The 20,716-nt window shown below is 62.2% G+C and carries 24 protein-coding genes; 9 read left to right on the top strand and 15 right to left on the bottom strand.

Annotated features, from left to right (window positions below; translation table 11 throughout):
* Nucleotides 1-104: 104 nt before the first annotated feature.
* From PSH86_RS07375 to PSH86_RS07345, 7 genes are all read right to left on the bottom strand, one after another.
* Nucleotides 105-1,025 carry a biotin-dependent carboxyltransferase family protein gene (locus PSH86_RS07375; protein ID WP_305488944.1) on the bottom strand — a complete coding sequence of 307 codons (921 nt, stop codon included), beginning with the start codon at nucleotides 1,023-1,025 and terminating at the stop codon, nucleotides 105-107.
* Nucleotides 1,022-1,726, bottom strand: coding sequence for a 5-oxoprolinase subunit PxpB (gene pxpB, locus PSH86_RS07370; RefSeq protein ID WP_116831691.1), 705 nt, complete (start codon nucleotides 1,724-1,726; stop codon nucleotides 1,022-1,024). The genes PSH86_RS07375 and pxpB overlap by 4 nt, the downstream gene beginning before the upstream one ends.
* Entirely contained in the window at nucleotides 1,723-2,475 is a 753-nt protein-coding gene (locus PSH86_RS07365) for a 5-oxoprolinase subunit PxpA (protein ID WP_116831690.1), read from the bottom strand. Before PSH86_RS07365 ends, pxpB begins: the two co-directional genes overlap by 4 nt.
* A gap of 64 nt (nucleotides 2,476-2,539) precedes the next feature.
* Complete coding sequence (locus PSH86_RS07360) at nucleotides 2,540-3,826, bottom strand: MFS transporter (RefSeq protein ID WP_109755848.1); 1,287 nt, start codon at nucleotides 3,824-3,826, stop codon at nucleotides 2,540-2,542.
* Between the two features lie 351 nt (nucleotides 3,827-4,177).
* Nucleotides 4,178-4,720 carry a DUF2937 family protein gene (locus tag PSH86_RS07355; protein ID WP_109755849.1) on the bottom strand — a complete coding sequence of 181 codons (543 nt, stop codon included), beginning with the start codon at nucleotides 4,718-4,720 and terminating at the stop codon, nucleotides 4,178-4,180.
* 12 nt (nucleotides 4,721-4,732) lie between these two features.
* Nucleotides 4,733-5,509: a class II glutamine amidotransferase gene (locus PSH86_RS07350; protein ID WP_116831687.1), complete on the bottom strand. Its 777-nt coding sequence runs from the start codon at nucleotides 5,507-5,509 to the stop codon at nucleotides 4,733-4,735.
* Nucleotides 5,510-5,541: 32 nt separating this feature from the next.
* Nucleotides 5,542-6,039, bottom strand: a complete 498-nt coding sequence (locus tag PSH86_RS07345) for an MFS transporter (RefSeq protein WP_109755851.1) — start codon at nucleotides 6,037-6,039, stop codon at nucleotides 5,542-5,544.
* 135 nt (nucleotides 6,040-6,174) lie between these two features.
* Here PSH86_RS07345 and PSH86_RS07340 point away from each other — a divergent pair, with 135 nt between their 5' ends.
* Together PSH86_RS07340 and PSH86_RS07335 are read left to right on the top strand one after the other, a co-directional pair.
* Complete coding sequence (locus tag PSH86_RS07340; protein ID WP_116831686.1) at nucleotides 6,175-8,229, top strand: S9 family peptidase; 2,055 nt, start codon at nucleotides 6,175-6,177, stop codon at nucleotides 8,227-8,229.
* A 152-nt stretch (nucleotides 8,230-8,381) separates the two neighbouring features.
* Nucleotides 8,382-8,855 (top strand): cyclic nucleotide-binding domain-containing protein, encoded by a 474-nt coding sequence (locus PSH86_RS07335; protein ID WP_014337065.1) that lies wholly within the window; start codon nucleotides 8,382-8,384, stop codon nucleotides 8,853-8,855.
* 156 nt (nucleotides 8,856-9,011) lie between these two features.
* Here PSH86_RS07335 and PSH86_RS07330 read toward each other — a convergent pair whose 3' ends face one another.
* Nucleotides 9,012-9,299, bottom strand: a complete 288-nt coding sequence (locus tag PSH86_RS07330) for a hypothetical protein (protein ID WP_116831685.1) — start codon at nucleotides 9,297-9,299, stop codon at nucleotides 9,012-9,014.
* A 73-nt stretch (nucleotides 9,300-9,372) separates the two neighbouring features.
* Here PSH86_RS07330 and PSH86_RS07325 point away from each other — a divergent pair, with 73 nt between their 5' ends.
* From PSH86_RS07325 to PSH86_RS07310, 4 genes are all read left to right on the top strand, one after another.
* Nucleotides 9,373-10,059 carry a spermidine synthase gene (locus tag PSH86_RS07325; protein ID WP_109755854.1) on the top strand — a complete coding sequence of 229 codons (687 nt, stop codon included), beginning with the start codon at nucleotides 9,373-9,375 and terminating at the stop codon, nucleotides 10,057-10,059.
* 48 nt (nucleotides 10,060-10,107) lie between these two features.
* Entirely contained in the window at nucleotides 10,108-10,482 is a 375-nt protein-coding gene (locus PSH86_RS07320; protein ID WP_003184246.1) for a YajD family HNH nuclease, read from the top strand.
* Nucleotides 10,483-10,767: 285 nt separating this feature from the next.
* The gene (locus tag PSH86_RS07315) at nucleotides 10,768-11,019 is read left to right on the top strand and encodes a DUF2933 domain-containing protein (protein WP_176688470.1); all 252 of its coding nucleotides are present in this window, start codon (nucleotides 10,768-10,770) and stop codon (nucleotides 11,017-11,019) included.
* A 2-nt stretch (nucleotides 11,020-11,021) separates the two neighbouring features.
* The gene (locus PSH86_RS07310; RefSeq protein WP_370873754.1) at nucleotides 11,022-13,181 is read left to right on the top strand and encodes a copper-translocating P-type ATPase; all 2,160 of its coding nucleotides are present in this window, start codon (nucleotides 11,022-11,024) and stop codon (nucleotides 13,179-13,181) included.
* A 77-nt stretch (nucleotides 13,182-13,258) separates the two neighbouring features.
* Here the strand turns inward: PSH86_RS07310 and PSH86_RS07305 are convergent, their stop codons facing one another.
* Nucleotides 13,259-13,591, bottom strand: coding sequence for a DUF2790 domain-containing protein (locus PSH86_RS07305; RefSeq protein WP_116831682.1), 333 nt, complete (start codon nucleotides 13,589-13,591; stop codon nucleotides 13,259-13,261).
* 183 nt (nucleotides 13,592-13,774) lie between these two features.
* On the opposite strand from PSH86_RS07305, the gene PSH86_RS07300 reads away from it, so the two are divergent.
* The gene (locus PSH86_RS07300) at nucleotides 13,775-14,245 is read left to right on the top strand and encodes an RNA methyltransferase (RefSeq protein ID WP_003198862.1); all 471 of its coding nucleotides are present in this window, start codon (nucleotides 13,775-13,777) and stop codon (nucleotides 14,243-14,245) included.
* Between the two features lie 77 nt (nucleotides 14,246-14,322).
* Nucleotides 14,323-14,700, top strand: coding sequence for a DUF2892 domain-containing protein (locus tag PSH86_RS07295; RefSeq protein WP_109755858.1), 378 nt, complete (start codon nucleotides 14,323-14,325; stop codon nucleotides 14,698-14,700).
* A gap of 124 nt (nucleotides 14,701-14,824) precedes the next feature.
* Here PSH86_RS07295 and PSH86_RS07290 read toward each other — a convergent pair whose 3' ends face one another.
* Both PSH86_RS07290 and PSH86_RS07285 read right to left on the bottom strand, forming a co-directional pair.
* The gene (locus PSH86_RS07290) at nucleotides 14,825-16,054 is read right to left on the bottom strand and encodes a hypothetical protein (protein WP_305488927.1); all 1,230 of its coding nucleotides are present in this window, start codon (nucleotides 16,052-16,054) and stop codon (nucleotides 14,825-14,827) included.
* A gap of 32 nt (nucleotides 16,055-16,086) precedes the next feature.
* Nucleotides 16,087-16,536 carry a YcgN family cysteine cluster protein gene (locus PSH86_RS07285; protein ID WP_109755860.1) on the bottom strand — a complete coding sequence of 150 codons (450 nt, stop codon included), beginning with the start codon at nucleotides 16,534-16,536 and terminating at the stop codon, nucleotides 16,087-16,089.
* A 161-nt stretch (nucleotides 16,537-16,697) separates the two neighbouring features.
* On the opposite strand from PSH86_RS07285, the gene PSH86_RS07280 reads away from it, so the two are divergent.
* Nucleotides 16,698-17,291, top strand: a complete 594-nt coding sequence (locus PSH86_RS07280; protein WP_109755861.1) for a nitroreductase family protein — start codon at nucleotides 16,698-16,700, stop codon at nucleotides 17,289-17,291.
* A 136-nt stretch (nucleotides 17,292-17,427) separates the two neighbouring features.
* Here the strand turns inward: PSH86_RS07280 and PSH86_RS07275 are convergent, their stop codons facing one another.
* From PSH86_RS07275 to PSH86_RS07260, 4 genes are all read right to left on the bottom strand, one after another.
* Complete coding sequence (locus PSH86_RS07275; RefSeq protein WP_163854969.1) at nucleotides 17,428-18,360, bottom strand: D-2-hydroxyacid dehydrogenase; 933 nt, start codon at nucleotides 18,358-18,360, stop codon at nucleotides 17,428-17,430.
* A gap of 127 nt (nucleotides 18,361-18,487) precedes the next feature.
* Nucleotides 18,488-18,781 carry a YcgL domain-containing protein gene (locus PSH86_RS07270; RefSeq protein ID WP_053120094.1) on the bottom strand — a complete coding sequence of 98 codons (294 nt, stop codon included), beginning with the start codon at nucleotides 18,779-18,781 and terminating at the stop codon, nucleotides 18,488-18,490.
* Complete coding sequence (gene rnd, locus PSH86_RS07265; protein WP_249016064.1) at nucleotides 18,778-19,911, bottom strand: ribonuclease D; 1,134 nt, start codon at nucleotides 19,909-19,911, stop codon at nucleotides 18,778-18,780. Before rnd ends, PSH86_RS07270 begins: the two co-directional genes overlap by 4 nt.
* Nucleotides 19,912-20,032: 121 nt before the next feature.
* Nucleotides 20,033-20,674, bottom strand: a complete 642-nt coding sequence (locus PSH86_RS07260) for a class I SAM-dependent methyltransferase (protein ID WP_109755864.1) — start codon at nucleotides 20,672-20,674, stop codon at nucleotides 20,033-20,035.
* Nucleotides 20,675-20,716 lie beyond the last annotated feature (42 nt).

Genomic DNA, 20,716 nt, shown 5'->3' with positions numbered 1-20,716 from the left:
TTTATTGGTACCCTTCAGGGCCTCATCGCGAGCAGGCTCGCTCCCACAAGGGGTCTTGTGTACGACGAAGATCCAGTGTGAGAGCGAGCCTGCTCGCGATGCTTTTAGCGGTTTAACAGCCCCCGCAGGCACTCCACCTGCTGCCGATGCGCAACCTCCTGCATCACTGGCCGCAAGCGCACCTGCGTCCCCGGCAGGCATTGCGCCAGCCGAGCCAGGGCCAATGGGGTCAAGGCACCCAGACGTGGGTAGCCACCGATGGTTTGCCGATCGTTGAGCAGCACGATCGGCTGGCCGTCCGGCGGCACCTGCACAGCGCCCAGGGGGATGCCTTCGGAAATCATCGCCGGCCCCTGATACTCCAGGGCCGTGCCCAGCAAGCGGATGCCCATGCGGTCGGCGCGACTGTCCAGCGTCCACGGCGCGTTAAACGCATCGAACAGGCTCCGTCCACTGAACGCCCCGTTCTGCGCCCCCAGGATCAGGTCCAGCGGCTGTGCTGGCTGGAAATCCGGAATCAGCGCGTGCGGCATGGGCCGAGGCATCGCCGAGCCTGAATAGCTCAAGTGCGCACCGCGACTCAACGCCCGCCCTCGTCCATCCTGGCCACCAAGTTCCTCACGCACCACCGTCGCCCGGCTGCCCAGCACCGCCGGCGCGTTGAAACCGCCGGGGGCTGCCAGGTAGGCCCGGGCACCGAGCACGGGCTGGGTGAGCGCCAGCACCTGGCCTTTGCGCAAGCTGAAAAAGCGCCAGGACGCCACCGCCTGGCCGTCTATCCGTGCACCCAGGTCCGCACCGGCCAGCGCCAGCACGCAATCCTCTTCGGCCACTACGGTGAAGCCGCCGAGGGTAATTTCCACCACCGTCGCCCCCAGGGCATTGCCAAGCATCCAATTGGCCCAGGCCATCGACAACCAGTCCGCCGCGCCGCCCTGGGTCACGCCCAGATGCCTCACGCCAAAACGACCGGCGTCCTGCAACAGGCACAGTGGGGTACTGGCCTCGATCAACAAGCGGCTCATGCCTGGGCCTCCAACGGTGTGTCGTCGCCACCCAGCGCGATGAATTCGCCATGGTCCACCGGAGCAAAACGCACCGTGTCCCCCGGCTGCATCAGGCTGTAGCCGTCGCGCTCGCGATCAAACAGTTTGGCCGGGGTGCGACCGATCAGGTTCCAGCCGCCGGGCGACACCACCGGATACGCCGCAGTCTGGCGCTCGGCGATGCCGACGCTGCCTGCCGCCACGCGTTTGCGCGGCGTGCCTAAGCGCGGTGCGGCCAGTTCCTCGTCCACCAGCCCCATGAAGGCGAAGCCGGGGGCGAAGCCCAAGGCAAACACCTGGTACTCGCGCTCGCTATGGCGGCGGATCACCTGGGCGACCGTCAAGCCACTGCGGCTCGCCAGCAGGTCCAGCTCAGGTCCGACACGGGGGTCGTACCACACCGGCAGCACGTGACACTGGCCGGCAGCCTGGGCATCCGGTGAAAGATTATTCAGCGCCTCGCCGACCAGATCACGCGCCTGCGCCGGGGTCAGGGCGAGCAAATCATAGTGCACCATCAACGTGGTATAGGACGGCACCAGGTCGATCAGATCCTCGGCAAACACCGCCCGCAGGCGTTCGCTGGCGGCGAGCATCCAGGGCATGTTGGCCTCGGCGATCTCATCGAACAGGCGCACCATCAGGCAGTCCACCGCCACCACTTCCAAGCGTGGTTTCATGGTGCACTCTGCCGGTCCAGGGCTTCGCGGATGCGTTGCACGGCCGCCACGGAGCTGGCGTTGTCGCCGTGCACACACAGGGTGTTGGCCTTCAGGTGCAAGGCGCTGCCATCACTGGCGGTCAACGCATCGCCGCGGGCGATGGTCAGGGCCTGCCCGATAATCACCTCGGGCTCGTGGTGCACCGCACCCGGCGTTTGCCGCGAAACCAGGCGACCGGCACTGTCATAGGCGCGATCAGCGAAGGCTTCGAACCACAGGGTCAGGCCGTATTCGTCGCCCAGGGCCTGGGCGGCACTGTTGTCCCGGGTCGCCATGAGCATCAACGGCAACTGCCGGTCATAGGCTGCGACGGCCTGGATCACGGCACGCAGTTGCGTCGGGTTGGCCATCATGTCGTTGTACATCGCCCCATGAGGCTTGACGTAGCTGACCCGTCCGCCCTGAGCCCGGCAAATGCCGTCGAGGGCGCCGATCTGGTAGTGCAGCAAGTCCTGCAACTCCTGGGCGCCATAGGCCATGGAGCGGCGACCAAAGCCCGCCAGGTCCTGATAGGCCGGGTGCGCACCGATCCGCACGCCGTGGCTCAGGGCCAGGCTGACGGTTTTGCGCATGATGCTCGGGTCGCCGGCGTGAAAGCCGCAGGCGATGTTGGCGCAATCGATGAAGGGCATCACCTCGGCGTCCAGACCCATGGTCCAGCTGCCGAAGCTTTCGCCGATGTCGCAGTTCAATAGCAGGCGGTTCACGGTGAACGCTCCTGTAGGTTCTTTCTTTGTTTAACTGTGAGGCACGTGCCCCGCAGGTTATCAGTTACTCGGCTTCCAACTGCTTGCCCTGGGTTTCCGGCAGGCTCAGGGCCGCCAGAATCACGACGCCATAGGACACCGCCGCAAATGCGCCGATACCCACGCTCAGCGGCACCTTCTGGCTCAAAATACCGATCAACAGCGGGAACAATGCCGCCACCGCCCGGCCAATGTTGTAGCAGAAACCCTGACCCGAACCACGAATGCGTGTAGGGAACAGTTCGGTGAGGAACGAGCCCATGCCGCTGAACATCCCCGACGCGAAGAACCCCAGGGGAAAGCCCAGCCAGAGCATCACGTTATTGCTCACCGGCACCTGGGTATACAGGAGGACGATGGTGAACGAGCCGATGGCGTACAGGACGAAGTTCTTTTTCCGACCCAGGATATCCGACAGGTACGCGCTGATGACGTAACCCACGTAGGAACCGACGATCACCATCGCCAGGTAGCCACCGGTACTCAATACACTCAATCCACGTTCATTCTTGAGGAACGTCGGCAGCCAGGACGTGATGGCGTAGTAGCCGCCCAGGGCACCGGTGGTCAGCAGCGAGGCGCGAAGGGTGGTAAAGAGGATGCCGGGGGCAAAAATCTCGTAGAACTTCGCGGGGTTTTCCGGCGTCAACCGGGCCTTGGTCTGGTTATAGACTTCCGGATCCTTGACCAGCCGGCGAACGAAAATCACGAACACCGCCGGGACAATGCCAAGGATGAACAAGGCACGCCAGGCATCCTCCGGTGGCAGCACCGAGAACAGCAGCGCATATAAAATCGCCGTCATGCCCCAGCCCAGCGCCCAGCCCGACTGCACCATGCCCACTGCCTTGCCGCGATCCTTGGCGCGGATCACCTCGCCCATCAACACCGCGCCGGCAGTCCATTCACCGCCGAAGCCAAAGCCCATCAGCGTGCGGGCGATCAACAGTTGTTCATAGTTCTGGGCAAAGCCACAGAGGAAAGTGAAGAACGCGAACCACAGCACCGTCAGCTGCAGGGTGCGCACCCGACCGATGCGGTCGGAAAGTATGCCCGCCACCCAGCCACCGATGGCCGAAGCGATCAAGGTGCTGGTGTGGATCAGCCCTGCCTGGCCGGTGGTGATGCCCCACATCGCGATCAGGGTCGGCACCACGAAACTGAGCATTTGCGTGTCCATGCCGTCCAGGGCGTAGCCGATCTTGCAACTCCAGAAGGTGCGACGTTCCTGCTGGTTGATGTTGCGATACCAATCGAACGGGCCAGAACGGGCCTGGGGTTGGGGGACGCCGAGCGTGTCGGGTGCACTCATGGTGGTTCTCCACGGTTTTATTGTTCTTGAGTCTCGACGACGCTGACGTGGAGACCGTTGCCCCGATTCTTGAGCGCACGGCCGATCCCGTCCAACGAATAAAACCTTGGCTGGGTCATAAGAAAAACTTGATTGGGCAGAACATCGCCAGCAAAGGCGAACCGCTTTTGTGGCGAGGGAGCTTGCTCCCGCTGGGCTGCGCAGCAGACCCGAAAGGCGCGATATCACCTGCCTGAAACTGCGCGGAGTCAGTTTTTGGGGCCGCTGCGCGCCCCAGCGGGAGCAAGCTCCCTCGCCACAGGAGCCGACCCTATGCCTGCTCCAGACAAAAAACTTTGATCCGAGCGGTGGTTACAACCCGCGCAAATCGCGCTCTTCGATCGGCCGGCTCTGGCGCAGACGCTTGCCGCCCAACACCACCCAATCGATCAGGCGGAACAGGCATTCCAGGCCGAACGACAGCAGCATCGCACCGCTGATGCCCCAGATCATCGCCTCGGGAGTCAGCAGGATCTGGTAGCTGTAGCCGTTCCAGGTTTCCTTGCGAATGTCCGGGTCGGCGGCCAGCGCCACTTGCAGAAAGCGGATGTACCACGGGCCTTGCATCGCCTGGAATTGCTTGTCCAAAGCCTGCTGGCGTACGAGCAAGGTGTTCAGGCTGTCGGCATCGCTGCGGAAGATCGGGTCCTCGCTGGCGCGGTAATGGGCCACCAGGGCCTGCATGTCGCCCTTGAAGAACTGGTTGGCGGTGCCCTGGAACCCTTGCAGGCCGGTTTGCGCCTCGATCAGGTGAGCCTCGACCCGCTTGGCGTAATCATTGATGAAGCCCGGCACCTGGACCCCAACCAGCAGGCCCACCGCGAACAACACCAGGCGTAGATAACTGAGCAACATAACGTGACGTCCTTATTCGGTCCGACCGTGACTGACGCATTCGCCGCGTCGCCACAGGCTCCATTGGCCCGGTTCGTAGCGGGTCCAGGTTTCGTTTTCGGTCAAGGGTTCGGTGGCAATCACCGTGACCACGTCGTTGGGTGTGGTTTCAGCCTGGAAGTCGACAATCACATCCACATCCTTGAGCCGTGCCGGGCCGAACGGCGCGCGACGGGTAATCTGAGCCAGTTTGGTCGAGCAATAGCAGAACAGCCAGTCGCCATCGCTGAGCAGGCAGTTGAACACGCCCTTGCTGCGGTATTCGGTGCAGGCCTGGATCAACGACGGTAGCAACTGTTCCACCTCCACCGGCTCGGGGAAGGCCTGGCGCACGCGGTTGAGCAGATCGCAGAAGGCCGCTTCGCTGTCGGTGTCGCCCACTGGCCGGTAGAAACTGACCTCAGGCTGGAAGTCGGCGAGCTGGCCGTTGTGGGCAAAGCACCAGTTACGCCCCCACAACTCACGCACGAACGGGTGCGTGTTGGACAGGCAGACCTTGCCGACGTTGGCCTGGCGAATATGCCCGATCACCACTTCGCTCTTGATCGGATAGCGCTGCACCAGGTTCGCCACTTCCGATTCGCTGCTGGCGGCCGGGTCCTGGAACAGGCGCAGGCCGCGGCCTTCATAGAAGGCGATGCCCCAACCGTCCCGGTGCGGCCCGGTCTTGCCACCGCGCTGCATCAGCCCGGTAAAGCTGAACACGATGTCGGTCGGCACATTGGCGCTCATGCCCAATAACTCACACATGCTCGAACTCTCGCTTCAAAGGGCAGGCCCGGCTACAGGCGCGGTTCGATACGCGAACGCTGGGGGTTACTCGGCACGGGCGGGCGACCGTAACGGTCATCACCGGCCACGCCGAACGGCGGCTCATCGTCGGGCTCATCGGCCGCAGCGGCGGCTTTTGCGGCGGCGGCCCGTTCCTTGCGAGCGTTGGCGGAACGCTCGATGGGGAAGCGGATCAACACGATCACCAGATAGAGGCCGAAGGCAATCATGCCGTACATGAGCAGATCGGACGCTGCTCGCCAGACGTTGTTGCCGACCTTGAACAGTACGTCCAGGGCGACAATGGCCAAGGCCGGGGCAACTTTGTCCTTCACCGGGTCGACGATGGTGGGGCTGAACAGCAACACCGCCATCAGCAACCGCAGCGGTTCGCGCAACCAGCGCCACATCCAGCGGGTCATGCGCATCCACACCAGCAGGCAGCCCAGGGCGGCGAAGGCGTAGAGGCCCCAGGCGATCAGATAGTCATTCTCGGTCATGGTGTCCATGGCAAGGCAGGCAAAGAGACGCTTATAGTAACGGCTTTTCGCTCGTCAGGCTGCCCCGGCGTCTGGCGAATGGCCTGTGTGGTTGCTTCTGCCCAGGCCACGCGCCCCTTTTCGTACAACGTTCGAGAGCCTTTCATGTCCCTATCTGCCCACGTTTCCAACGCCCCGATTGCCCGCAGGGACCCCGGTGTTGACCCGTACGCCTGGCTGCAGGAACGCGACACCGACGCCGTGCTCGACTACCTCAAGGCCGAAAACAGCTACCAGCAGGCGCAACTGGCCGATCAGGCCGAACTGCGCGAAACCCTGTTCCAGGAGATCAAGGGCCGGATCCTCGAGACCGATCTGTCGCTGCCCTCGCCCTGGGGTCCGTACCTGTATTACACCCGCACCACGGCCGGTGACGAATACCCGCGCCACTACCGCTGCCCGCGCCCGACCGATGACAGCCTGACCGTGGATGAAAGCCGCGAACAACTGCTGCTGGACCCGAACGCGTTGGCCGGCGGCGGCTTCTTCTCCCTGGGCGCCTTCAGCATCAGCCCCGACCACCAGCGCCTGGCCTACAGCCTGGACACCACAGGCGACGAGATCTACACCCTGTTCGTGAAGGAACTGTCCAACGACAAGGTCAGTGAACTGTCCTTCGACGATTGCGACGGCAGCATGACCTGGGCCAATGACAGCCTGACGCTGTTTTTTGGCGAGCTGGACGACACCCACCGTCCTCACAAACTCTGGCGCTACCGCCTGGACGGCACGGCCGCCGAGGAGGTGTTCCATGAGCCGGACGGGCGCTTCTTCCTGCATTGCTATCGTTCGAGCTCGGAACAGCAGTTGATCCTGTCCCTGGGCAGCAAGACCACCAGCGAAGTCTGGGTGCTGGACGCCACGCAGCCGCAACAGCCCTTCACCTGCCTGGCGCCTCGGCGGGAAGACCACGAGTATGACGTCGACCATGGCCTGCTCGATGGCCAATGGACCTGGTTGATCCGCAGCAACCGCGACGGGATCAACTTCGCCCTGTACCAGGCCGTCGACACCGGCGTCGCGCCGACCGAGGCCGACTGGCAGAACCTGATCCCCCACAGCGACACGGTGATGATCGACGGCCTGAGCCTGAACGCAGGGGCCATGACCCTGAGCCTGCGTGAAGGTGGCCTGCCGATCATCGAGGTTCACCCCCAGGGTTTGCCGGCCTATCGGGTGCAATTGCCAGACGCGGCCTACAGCCTGCATGTGCAGAACAGCCTGGAATTCATCAGTGATCGCATTCGCCTGCGCTACGAAGCCCTGAACCGCCCGGCGCAGATCCGTCAGTTGGACCTGGCCAGCGGCGAACAGGTCGTGCTCAAGCAAACCCCGGTACTAGGCCCGTTCGACGCCGACGCCTACGTCAGCCAGCGGCTTTGGGCAACGGCACCGGACGGCACCCAGGTGCCCATCAGCCTGGTGGTCAAGCGCGAAGCCCTCGGCCGGCCCGTACCGCTGTACCTGTACGGCTACGGAGCCTATGGCGAGAGTCTCGACCCTTGGTTTTCCCACGCGCGGCTGAGCCTGCTCGACCGTGGCGTGGCGTTTGCCATCGCCCACGTGCGCGGCGGCGGAGAGCTGGGAGAAGCCTGGTACCGCGCCGGCAAGCAGGAGCACAAGCACAACACCTTCAGCGACTTCATCGCCTGTGCCGAACATTTGATCGCCAACGGTTTCACCACCGCCGGACAACTGGCGATCAGCGGCGGCAGCGCCGGTGGCCTGCTGATTGGCGCAGTACTCAATCAACGCCCGGAGCTGTTCAAGGTGGCGATTGCCGAAGTGCCGTTCGTCGATGTGCTCAACACCATGCTCGACCCGGACTTGCCATTGACCGTCACTGAATACGACGAATGGGGCAACCCCGAGGAACCAGACGTTTATGATCGGATCCGGGCCTACGCCCCGTACGAAAACGTCAGCGCCCAGGCCTATCCGGCGCTGCTGGTGATCGCCGGGTACAACGACAGCCGCGTGCAGTACTGGGAAGCGGCCAAGTGGGTGGCGAAATTGCGCGCCACCAAGACCGATGACAACCCTTTGCTGCTCAAGACCGAACTGGACGCCGGCCACGGCGGGATGAGTGGGCGCTACCAGGGATTGCGTGACGTAGCGCTCGAATATGCATTTGTCTTGAAAGTTTTGGGGTTGGGTTGAGGAACTCCATCGGATCGCCGGGTCTTAGCTCCATGCGCAGGCTCTGATGCAACCACAGTCCAATGTGGGAGCGAGCTTGCTCCCACATTGGATCTTCTTACATCCAGGCCAACCCGAAACCGCAACAAACACAAGAAAAAGACCGTGACAACATGTCAGAACCGACCTTACTGAACAAAGAAATCCGCGACTGGCTGATGGACTGCGGTCTGTTCGACCAGTTGCTGCCTGTCGACTTCGCCGCGGCGTCTGGCTATTTCAGCATCAGCGCCATCGCCGAGGGTGAAGCGATTTTCCGCGAAGGGGATGCCGGCAGTTTCATGTGCATCATCCACACCGGCCAAGTGGCCGTGCAGAAAACCGGCCCCGACGGCCAACCCGTGACCATCGCCACGTTGCGCAGCGGCCGGGCCTTCGGCGAAATGGCCGTGCTCGACGGCGAACGACGCTCGGCCAGCTGCATCGCGGCCAGTGATTGCCAGTTGCTGAACCTGGGCAAGGACTCCCTGGAAAAAATGCTCAACGACGCCCCGAAGATCGCCGCCAAGATCATCCGCGCGCTCGCCGTCTCCTTGTCCAAGCGTCTGCGCATGGCCGATGGGCAGTTGCTGTCGCAGCAGGTCTAGCTCACCTCCAGTTGAAATACAGAATCTGTGGGAGCGAGCCTGCTCGCGATAGCGTCGGATCAGCCAGTATCCATGTTGACTGGTATATCGCTATCGCGAGCAGGCTCGCTCCCACAGGTTTTTGCCATTCAGTTGTTTCACCGACTGGCTACAAGCCTATCCCCCGGGCGTCTTGGCCTTCACCGGCTGAGGCTCCATGCCCGGTATCGGCTGGTCCTTGGGTGGCTTGGGCATTTCGATCGGTGGCAGCAACGGCGGCCCACCACTTCCAGCACCGGGCTTGGGTATGCCGTTGGGCGTGACCGGCGGATACGGCATCGGGGTCGCGGTGCCAGGCGACCCGGGGATACTGGGTGGGTTGACCGGAATCGTCGGTTGTTGGGCCTGGGCGCAACTTATTGAGAGCGTCGCCAGGGCAATGGCCGTTAGAATGATGTACTTCATCAATGGCTCCGTGGCTATTGTCTGCTTTAAGGCTAGTCGTTGCCGCGCCGGTTCGCCCTCCTACGAGATTTCCATGAAACGTTTCGTCCTGCTCGACACCACGCCCATCCCTGATAACGGCGGTGCCCTATGCCTGTTCGAGTACGGCGAAGACTTCGTCATCAAGATCCAGGGCGGTGACGGCGGGCAGTTGATGAACACCCGTATGCACGGTTCCGAAGACGCCCTGGCGGAGATTCCCTGCCGCAAGGTCGCCGGCCGTCCCGGCTCGCGCGTACTGATCGGCGGCCTCGGCATGGGCTTCACCCTCGCCTCGGCTCTCAAGCACCTGGGCAAGACCGCCGAAGTGGTGGTGGCCGAGCTGGTGCCCGGCGTGGTGGAGTGGAACCGTGGCCCTTTGGGTGAAAAGGCCGGGCGACCCTTGTCGGACCCGCGCACGGTGATCCGCATGGAAGACGTGGCCAAGGTGCTGCAAGCCGAGCCCCAGGGTTTCGACGCGATCATGCTGGATGTCGACAACGGCCCGGAAGGCCTGACCCAGAAAGCCAACAGTTGGCTGTATTCGACCGGTGGCCTGGCTGCCTGCGCCAAGGCCCTGCGGCCCAAGGGCGTGCTGGCGGTGTGGTCGGCCAGCGCTGACCGGCAGTTTTCCGACAAGCTGAAGAAAGCCGGCTTCAAGGCCGAAGAGGTGCAGGTGTTCGCCCATGGCAACAAAGGCACCCGCCACACCATCTGGATTGCCGAGAAGCTCAAGGGCTGAGCTAAACTCTGTCCAACCGTCATCAGTCTTTTCTACAAAGGTGGACCCATGAGTTCGTCAACACCGCCGTCCAACACCGCCAAGCTGGACCGCATCCTCGCCGATGCCCAGCGCGACCGGGAGATGGGCTATCGCGACAAAGCCCTGAAAATGTACCCCCATGTCTGTGGCCGCTGCGCCCGCGAATTTTCCGGCAAGCGCCTGAGCGAACTGACCGTTCACCACCGCGACCACAACCACGACAACAATCCGCAGGACGGTTCCAACTGGGAACTGCTGTGCCTGTACTGCCACGACAACGAGCACTCGCGCTACACCGACCAGCAATACTTCGGCGACGGCTCCCTGAGCACGCCGAAAATCGCCAAGGCCACCCACAACCCCTTCGCCGCGCTGGCCGGGTTGATGAAGAAAGACGAATAGTCAGCCATTGCGGCGAGGGTGTTTATCTTGCGCTGCAACGTTTTGCGCCCAGATAACCCCCTCGCCACACGTGGCCCACTCGACTGCCCATGCCGCTCGCATGGACCCGCTGACAAATCTGCAATGTCCCCGTCAGGTCGCTGACAGCCTCGCACCTTTAGCATGCCCGTTGCTTCCCTCATTCAGAGGTGAAGTAAGCCAAGGTTGATGAATGTCAATCTGCCAAAGCACGCCCTGCCTATGCTGTGGCTATGGGTGGCTCGCCCGGCCTGAAGGAGCGATACCATGAACACTCATCAACCCCCATCTGCTGGCGCAACGCCATTCTGGCGGAACAAGACCGGCATTGTATTGATCATGCTGTTGGCCATCGGCCTCTTCTATCTGGCGCGAGAACACTTCAGCCACATCGCGGGGAATTGGCCGTACCTGATTCTCCTGATGTGTCCCTTGATGCATGTCTTCGGACACGGCCACAGCGGTCATGGACGACATGAAGAGCCACCCGTAGACGGCAAGGATGAGGAAGGCCGCTGACCATGTCCGACACTCCCGCGCACCTTCACCACAGCGCCGCAGCGCTCAGCGGCGACATGGCGACTGAATACACCTGTCCCATGCACCCGGAAATACGCCAACCCGGCCCCGGTACCTGCCCCAAGTGCGGCATGACGCTGGAGGCGGTGATGCCCGCGCTGGAAGAAGAGGACAATCCAGAACTCAAGGATTTCACCCGCCGCTTCTGGTGGTCCCTGCCGTTGACGGTGATCGTCACCGTGCTCGCCATGGCGGGGCACGCCTTGTCGCTGTTCCACGGTGTCACGCAAAATTTCGTCGAGTTTTTTCTGGCCACGCCAGTGGTCCTGTGGGCAGGCTGGCCGTTTTTTGTGCGGGGAGTGGCCTCTGTTCGCCAGCGCAGCCCGAACATGTGGACCCTGATTGGCCTGGGCACTGCGGCGGCCTATCTCTACAGTGTCGCCGCCACGTTTTGGCCTGGAGGATTTCCCGCCACGTTCATGCAAGAGGGGCGTATCGGCGTCTACTTTGAAGCCGCCGCGGTGATCATCTCCCTCACATTGCTGGGGCAGATGCTGGAGCTCAAGGCTCGCTCACAGACGTCGGCCGCCATCAAGTCGCTGCTGGGGCTGTCACCCAAGACCGCGCGCCGGATCAATGCCGATGGCCAGGAGCAAGACATCCCCCTGAGCCACGTCCATCGGGGTGACCACCTGAGGATCAGGCCCGGTGAGAAGGTCCCGGTCGATGGTACGGTGCTCGAAGGCGAAAGTGCCGTTGACGAGTCGATGCTCACCGGCGAGCCGGTTCCGGTGATCAAACGCGCCGGGGACAGCCTGATCGGGGCCACGATCAACACCCACGGCAGCTTGGTGATGACGGCCCAGAAGGTCGGTGCCGAGACCGTCCTGGCGCAGATTGTTCAGATGGTCGCCCGGGCCCAACGCTCGAAAGCACCGATGCAGCGCATGGCCGACGTGATCGCTGGTTATTTCGTCATGGGCGTGATTGCCATCGCCGTACTGACCTTTTTCGGCTGGGGGCTGTTGGGTCCCGAACCTGGCTGGGTCTTCGGGTTGATCAATGCCGTCGCCGTGCTGATCATCGCCTGCCCCTGTGCGTTGGGGCTCGCAACCCCCATGTCGATCATGGTGTCCACCGGCAAGGCGGCCAGCCTGGGCGTGCTTTTCCGGGACGCCAGCGCCATCGAGAACTTATGCAGGATCGACACGCTGATCGTCGACAAGACCGGCACCCTGACCGAAGGGCGCCCGGCTTTTCACAGCGTAAAAGCCACCCAGGGCTTCGACGGCCGCCAAGTGCTGCTGTTGGCCGCCAGCCTCGACCAGGGCAGCGAGCATCCCCTGGCCCACGCCATCGTCGATCACGCCCGATCCGAGCATCTTGAACTGATCAAGCCGGCTTCATTTGAATCCGCCAGTGGCATCGGTGTCAGTGGCCGGGTGGACGGCAAACTGGTCCACTTGGGCAATACCGCGCTGATGAATGCCGTCAGCATCAGCGTTTATCCATTGCAGCAACAGGCCGAGCAGCTACGCGCCCAAGGCATCAGCATTATCTACATGGCGATCGACGGCGTGCTGGCCGGGCTACTGGCCGTCTCGGACCCGATCAAGCCGACCTCCAGGGAAGCGGTCAACCGCCTCAAGGCTCACGACATAAAAATCATCATGGCCACCGGCGACGGCCTCACCACTGCACGCGCCGTGGCCATGGAGATGGGCATTGAAGAGGTCCATGGCGAAGTCAAACCCGAGGACAAAGAGCACCTGGTGGCGGACCTGCAACGCGATGGCCGCCAGGTCGCGATGGCGGGTGACGGGATAAACGACGCACCGGCCCTGGCTCGGGCGAACGTAGGCATTGCAATGGGGACCGGCACGGACGTCGCGATGAACAGCGCCCAACTGACCTTGGTAAAAGGCGATTTGATGGGGATCTTGCGAGCCCGCACCCTTTCGGTGGCAACCGTCAGGAACATGCGCCAGAACCTCGGCTTTGCCTTCCTCTACAACTCGATGGGTATTCCGTTGGCTGCCGGCCTGCTGTACCCCCTGACCGGTCACTTGCTCTCGCCCATGATTGCCGCCATCGCCATGAGCGTAAGTTCGGCATCGGTGGTGTTCAATGCCTTGAGGTTGCGTAACACGCCAGCACGATAATCCGGCGCACATAAAAAACAGGCGCCACCAGGGCGCCTGACCGTCTCAAAACCAAAGGAGAACAAACGAGACGGTAATCAGCCGCCCTTCGGACAGTTATCACCCAGGAGCCTGTATTCCACGGTGTTGAGCTTGCCGTTCGAATCTTCGTAAGTCATACGCGACGGTCCGACACCACAGCCTTTAATGGCCGGTGTAATGCTCACCACTTTTTTTACATCGAGTTTCATGCCGTATTCGTAATGAACGATTTCGGCGACGGCTTTGCCGTTTTCGGCGGCGAATTGGGCCATGGCTTGTTGATTGTTCTGGATCATCCGGCCATAAACCCGGTCACCTCCTCCTTCCGCCAAGGCAAGGGAAGAAAGGGACAGGATCGAAACGGCGAGCAAGGCATCAAGGGTTTTCATAGGGAACTCCGGCAGTCATTTGTCAGGCAAACCATAACGACTGGCGCCTTTCACGACGCTGGCGGGGACGTTACCGATTGGTCAGGTTCGTGATAGGTAACCGACCATCAGTCCCCACTCACAAACTGAACACGCAGCCCCATTCCCCGTATAATCGCGCCTTTTCCCAAAGGCACCCCGTCCGTGGCCAACAAACGCTATAGCTGCATCGGTCTGTTCAACCCCAAGTCACCGGAAAACGTCGGTTCGGTCATGCGTGCCGCCGGCTGCTACGGCGTGGCGTCGGTGTTCTACACCGGCAAGCGCTATGAGCGTGCCGCCGACTTCGTCACCGACACCAAGAAAGTCCACTACGACATCCCGCTGATCGGTATCGACGACCTGAAGAAGATCCTGCCCCTGGGTTGCGTACCGGTGGCCGTGGAACTGGTGGAAGGCGCTCGTCCACTGCCCGAATACACCCACCCGGACCGGGCGTTGTACATCTTCGGTCCCGAGGACGGTTCGCTGGATAAAGACATTCGCGATTGGTGCGAGGACGTGGTGTACATCCCCACCACTGGCTGCATGAACCTGGCCGCCACGGTCAACGTCGTGCTGTATGACCGCATGGCCAAAGGCAACAACACCCGTTCGGGGCCGCAATTCCGCTGACCGGCGCTAAATCCAATTGAACAAGGCAATCGCTCGGGCAGTCAGTTTTATACCAACCCCCACACCGGAGACAGATCATGAGCGATAACAACCCGTTCGAGCCGATTGAGACCACCCCTTTCCAATCTCATCCGCCGCAAAACGTACATGGTTGGGAACGCATTGGCTCACTGGCCGGCGGTGTCCTGATGATGGGCAAGGGCTTGCGTCGTGGTGGTGTGATCGGCCTGGCCCAACTGGCGATCGGCGGCATGGCGCTGGCGCGGGGGATCACCGGGCATTGTTCGGCCAAGGCCTTGCTGGAAAAGAACCGTCAGAACCTCAGCGACGCCCGCGCCCGCATCGAGCAGGCCGGCGACGAGCTGAGCCGCCTGAAGGCCAATGCCGAGGCGGCGACCGGTACGGCTACGGTGACGGGGAATGATTCGCTGGTTTCACCCAAAGTTGGGCTTTGATTTTTTGCGGTGGGGCTGATGGCCTCATCGCGGGCAAGCCTTGCCCCCACAGGATCGAGTCGTATCCAATAGCTCATCCGGCGAAGATTCAGTGTGGGAGCAAGGCTTGCCCGCGATAGCGATATTACTGAAGTAACTTGGTATCCAGCACTGCAGAGTTCCCACCCAGGACACTTTCACTGAGCTGCACAAACTCCTGGGTATCAACTGTTTCCAGCCGCATCGCCCCCTGCAACACATCATCCAGCGAACGCTTGTTACGGGTTTTCAAGCGAATCTCGCGGTCCAGCTCCTGTAGCAGCAATACCGCCTTGGCCACTGTCGCGGTGCCGACCCGCTCACCGCGCAAGGTGGTGACGCCTTTGCTGTCGCGGGCTAGGCGGTCATTGAGGGCCTGATAGCGCTCATCACTCAGGCCGCCAGCGCGGCGCAGCAGTTCGACGGCGTAGTACTCGGTCAGTCCCTCGCTGATCCAATCGCTGCGATCATGGTCGTTGATACGCGCCAGCGCCTGCACCAATTCGCGCAACAACGGGCTGCTGCCCCGCTCGCTGACCAGCGGTGGACGGCTGTGCAGGTAAATCGAGTCGTGCCCGGCCTGGGCACCACGCCACAACGGATCACCGGCACCGACAATCAGCAACTTGGCAGGATGGCGCGGCACCAGCGCCTGCACCTGCGGCCAGACAAAAGTCAGTAGCGTCAGCACATCCATCCGGCGCATGCCCTGGCCTCGGGGCGAGGCCACTGTCACTTCGGTTTCGCCCAGGCGTGTGCGCCGGCTCCCCAGTTTGCCGGCGAGCATCCAGCCGGTGGGACGGTCGAACAGGCGCGAGGGGTTGTCGATGCGAAAGCGTTGCTTGCCGATGCGTGGCCAGGGAGTCTCTATGCTTTTCCAGCCATCGGGCAATTCAACTTCGAGACGGGCCACCAATTCAACGCCGTCCTGCTGATCGAGTTTGGCCGACGGCACCAGATCGTCGCCGCGCAACAACGCCCACGTCGGGGTCATGCGGGTTTCGAAGGTCGCGCTCTTGCGCGCATGGCTGATGCGCACGCGGTAGCTCAGGCTGGCCTTGTCGGCAGCCGGGCGCCAGACGCCACGCGCCTCCTTGCCGGGGGTGAGCAGCCATTGGCCGTCGGCCTTGAAGTCGCTGTAGCGGCTGCCGTCGCCGAGGTCGAAATCCAGGCTGCGCACCGCTGAACCCCGGGCCAGGGTCAGGCGCACCTCAGCCTGATCGCTCTGCGGCAGCAGGTGCACGTGATAATCCAGGTCGACTTTCTGCGCCGCCCACAGCGGCCCGCACATTGCCAGCAGCCCGACTGCCAGCATCCGTTTCAATCCTGCCGCCATGGGGTCTCCCTGAGGGTGCGATGCCCGGCGGTTCAGCCGGCGCGGAAAATCAGATGATCTTCCCAATCTTCTTCCGGCACGCTGCCTTCGGCCAGCATACGCCCGGACTGGGAAATGCGTTCGTGGTGCACGGCATCGCGATCACCGCAGACCAGGTGGTGCCACAACGGCAAGTCCTTGCCCTCGCTGACCAGCCGATAACCGCAGGTCGGCGGCAGCCATTTGAACTCATCGGCCTTGCCCGGCGTGAGCTGGATGCAATCGGGCACGAACTCACGGCGGTTGGGGTAGTCGCTGCACTGGCAGGTTTTCAGGTCCAGCAGTTTGCAGGCGATACGCGTGTAATAGACGCTGTTGTCGTCTTCGTCTTCGAGTTTTTGCAGGCAGCACAGGCCACAGCCGTCGCACAGCGATTCCCACTCCTGCGGATCGAGCTGATCGAGGGTTTTGCGTATCCAGAACGGTTCGACTTTGGCGGCCATGGCTCGAGCATCAACATCAGGTGGTGAAAAGGCCGACAGTCTAGTGCCGGGGCCTCTTCAGGCCAAGCGTTGGCGACTGTCGGTAAACTGGGGGCTTGTCAGGCTCGGCGCCGGGACGTAGGTTGCTTTATCCACTTTCCCTATCCCTTCAAGGTAATCCCATGAGCGCCAATCCCCGCATCGCCGATTACGCTATCCACCCTCAGTTCATCGAACGCTGGTCGCCTCGTGCCTTTACCGGCGAGAGCATTGCAGAAGAAACCCTGCTGGGCTTTTTCGAAGCCGCCCGCTGGGCACCGTCGGCCTACAACTCGCAGCCGTGGCGCTTCCTGTATGCGCGCCGCGATACGCCGAACTGGGAGCGGTTCCTGGGCCTGCTCAATGAATTCAACCGCGGCTGGGCCCAACACGCCTCGGCATTGGTGATCGTCGTTTCGAAAACCACCTTCGCCGTGCCCGGCGCCACTGAAGAAACCCCAGCACAGAGCCACACCTTCGACACGGGCGCGGCCTGGGGCCACCTGGCGCTGCAAGCCAGCCTCAGCGGCTGGCACACCCACGGCATGGCCGGTTTCGACCAGGAGCTGACTCGCAAGGAACTGAAGATCCCGCAAGGCTATGACCTGCACGCCGCCGTGGCGATCGGCAAGCTGGGGGACAAATCGACACTGGCTGAGTACCTCCAGGCCCGTGAAGTCCCAAGCTCGCGCCGGCCGTTGAGCGAACTGGTGGCGGAAGGCGATTTCAGCCTGTAACCCCAATTTTGTGACCGCTGAAGATCAACTGTGGGAGCGGGCTTGCTCGCGAAAGCGAAATGTCAGTCAACATAATTGTTGACTGTATCGGCCCCTTCGCGAGCAAGCCCGCTCCCACAAGTTGATTGGGGCAGTGTCAGTAGCCCCGGGTGAAATCCACTTCCCCGCGTAACGCTTCGCCGGCCTGATAGGCCCGCAGGTTTTCCAGGAACAACTGCACCATCATCGTCGGCGAGGTCGGTGCCGAGCTATGCCCGGTCAACAACAGCCCCCAGGCGGTCCAGAATGGATGGCGCTGCGGCAGCGGCTCCTGGCGGCATACGTCGATCACCGCACCGGCCAGGTGCCCTTCCTTCAAGGCTTGCACCAGATCCGCATCCACTACCGCCACGCCGCGTCCGACATTGATGAACAGCCCGGTTGGCTTGAATTGCTTGAACAGCGCCGCGTCGTATACATCATGAGTGTTGGGCGTGTTGGGCAGCAGGTTGATGACGTAGTCCACTTCGCCCACCAAGCGCGGCAGATCCTGCAGTGCCCCGACTTCGATGAACGGCGCCAGCTCCCGGGCTTCGCTGGCAATGCCGTACAGCTGCACGCCAAACGGCACCAGGAACTGCGCCACGCGCTGGCCGATATCGCCGGTGCCGACGATCAGCACCTTGCGCCCGGCCAGGCCTTGCCCCTGGCGGTTGTCCCACTTGCGCTCGACCTGGCTGACCAACCGCGCCAGTACCTCGCGCTCATGGCCGAGCATGTAGGTGAGCACGTACTCAGCCATCACCTGGCCGAAAATGCCTACCGCGCGGGTCAGGCGGTAATTGCGCGTCAAGCCCTCGGCCAACAGCGGCGTGATACCTGCCCAGGTCGATTGCAGCCAACGGGGTTTATGGCCTTGACGCAACAGGGTGGCCAGCAGATCAGGCTGGCCAAGCCAGACCGGGCAATCGGTGGCCAGTCGCGACAGTTCGGCGGAATCGCCGCTGGTCAGCACTTCAATATCGGGTGCAGCCTGGCGCAGAAGCTGGGCATACACCGCGTGGTCGTGTTCGGCAATCAGAACGCGCATGAATCAAACCTTTCAAAAACAGTGCAGACGACCGCCGACAGAGTGTCGCTCCATCCATGCGATCGTCGTCAATAAACCATTCCAGTGTGTTTCAAGAGGCCCCCAGAACAGGCACCTCCGATTACCGTCAGACCGGGTCGTTGCGGCGCAACAACTCTTCGGGTAAATGCTCGATGTACTCGTCTTCGGCCGGCGGCATCTGCAAGTGATAACCCTGGGTGTCGAGGTTTTCCAGCACCTTGTTGATGTCTTCCCGGGACAGCTCCCGTTCGGGGCTCAGCACCAGGTCGAAGGCGTGGATAGCCTTGCCAAAGGCAGCCATCAGGGGCTCCGGCACACGCTTCAAGGCATCGCTCTTGAGCACATACAGGTACATCTCGTTTTTCTTCGAGCTTCGGTAGATGGAGCAGATACGTTTCAAGGCTGTTCTCCGGCAGTGGCCAGGCTGTCGAGCAGCGCCTGGCCCATCAATTCGCGGCGCCAGCCACGCAGCGAATCGGGCAATTGGTAAGGGCCCTCGGGAAAGCCGCTCTTGATCAGCGCTTCGAGGGTTTTCTTGCGTAGCATCAACTCCGGGGCGATCCCCAGGCGCTCGGCTTCAGCCTGCCCCAGCGCCTTTAGACGCTTGACCAGCGCCGACGCCTCGATGGGCAACGGCTCGGCCACGGCCGGTGGCCATTGCTCGGGCGGCACGCTGGCGGCGCTCTGGATCAGGTCCAGCAGAAACTGGCCGTCCTGGCGCACGGTGCGCGGGTGCATGTCTTCGATTTTCGCCAGCGCGCCGAGGTTATCCGGCTGGGTGCGGGCCAGGGGCCACAGCGAATGCTCGCGAATGATGCGATTGCGCGGCAGGTCACGGGCCCGCGCCTCGCGTTCGCGCCAGGCGCACAGCTCGCGCAGCACGGCCAATTGGGCGCGGGACAGTTTCCAGGCGAGCTTGGCCTCGCGGTAGACCTCGTACGGGTCGACTTCGCGACGCAGGTTGGCCACCAGTTCGGCACCATCCTCCAGGACCCAACTGTATTTTTCGTCGGAAAGCTTCGGGCGCAGCTGTACGAAAACTTCTGCCAGATGCACGGCATCCTCTGCCGCGTAGCTGATCTGCGTCTCGGATAGCGGCCGTTGCAACCAGTCGGAACGAGTCTCGCCCTTGGGCAGCTCGATACCCAGCACTTCCTGCACCAGCCGCGAATAGCCCATGGAGAAACCCAGGTTCAGGTAAGCGGCAGCCAGTTGAGTATCGAACAGCGGCGCAGGCAGGCTGCCAGTCAAGCGCAGCAGCACTTCAAGATCTTCGCTGCAGGCGTGCAACACCTTGAGCACCGCCGGATTTTCCAGCAGCGCGGCCAAGGGTTGCCAATTGTCGATGGTCAAGGGGTCGATGAGGTAGGCACGCTTGCCGTCGCCGATCTGCAATAAACCGGCAATAGGATAAAAGGTGTCGACCCGCATGAATTCGGTGTCGAGGGCGACGAATGGCAACTGCTGCCACTCGGCGCAAAACTGACCGAGGCTATCGTTGTCGCGAATCCAGTGAATATCGATGGCCACACGGCTCTCCCTTGAAGAATGGCGCGCAGTATATATCGCCGCCGGCGATTGCGAGCATCCATAGAACAGCAGCCTAAGAGAAATCGCCTGCGAAAAAGCAAGAATAGTCCTACATCAGGACTTAACCGGTCTTACGCAGTACATAAACACGCGTCAGCGCAAAACCGGGCAGGAAATCCTGATACCAGAGCACGCTAAAACCGGCCTGGCGAAACTCGGCTTCGACATCGGCCTTGTCGGCCAGGCTTCGTTGCGGCGCCTGGCCAATCTTGAGACGCCCTTCGATTTGCAGCGAAACGATGACCGTATCGCGACTGACCCGATGAAATTCGCGCAACAGCGCCAGGCGATGTTCGCTGGCGCTGACATGACGGAACAGTTGCAGACAACAAATACAATCCACCGCGTTGGCCGACAGCCCGATGGTGAACGCCGAACTCGGGAAGGTCTTGACCCGCTGGAGCAACGCGCCGCCATGGTGAGTGAGCGCGTGTTCGAGCATGTCCGGCGACGGGTCCGCCGCCAGGATCACCCGGTTGGCGTGCTCGGCCAGCACCGGCCAGAACCGCCCCGCCCCACAGGCCACATCCAGCACCAACCCAGGCTCACCCGCCACTTTCAGGGCGTTGCGCACCATTTGCTCGTCGCGCCAGAACGCCAGGCGCAACCGCCGAGGCGCCGGCTGGCAGCAGATCTGCGCATGTTCCTGGTCATGCTGCCTGGCGAACTCAAGCTCGACGGTGGAAGGGGGTAGCCTGGACATACAAACGGCTCTTGGAAAAGATTGGATGACAGGTTAATCAAC

The organism is Pseudomonas sp. FP2300, assembly GCF_030687595.1.
Lineage (GTDB): Bacteria > Pseudomonadota > Gammaproteobacteria > Pseudomonadales > Pseudomonadaceae > Aquipseudomonas > Aquipseudomonas bijieensis.
This window is presented reverse-complemented; position numbering and strand designations above follow the sequence as displayed.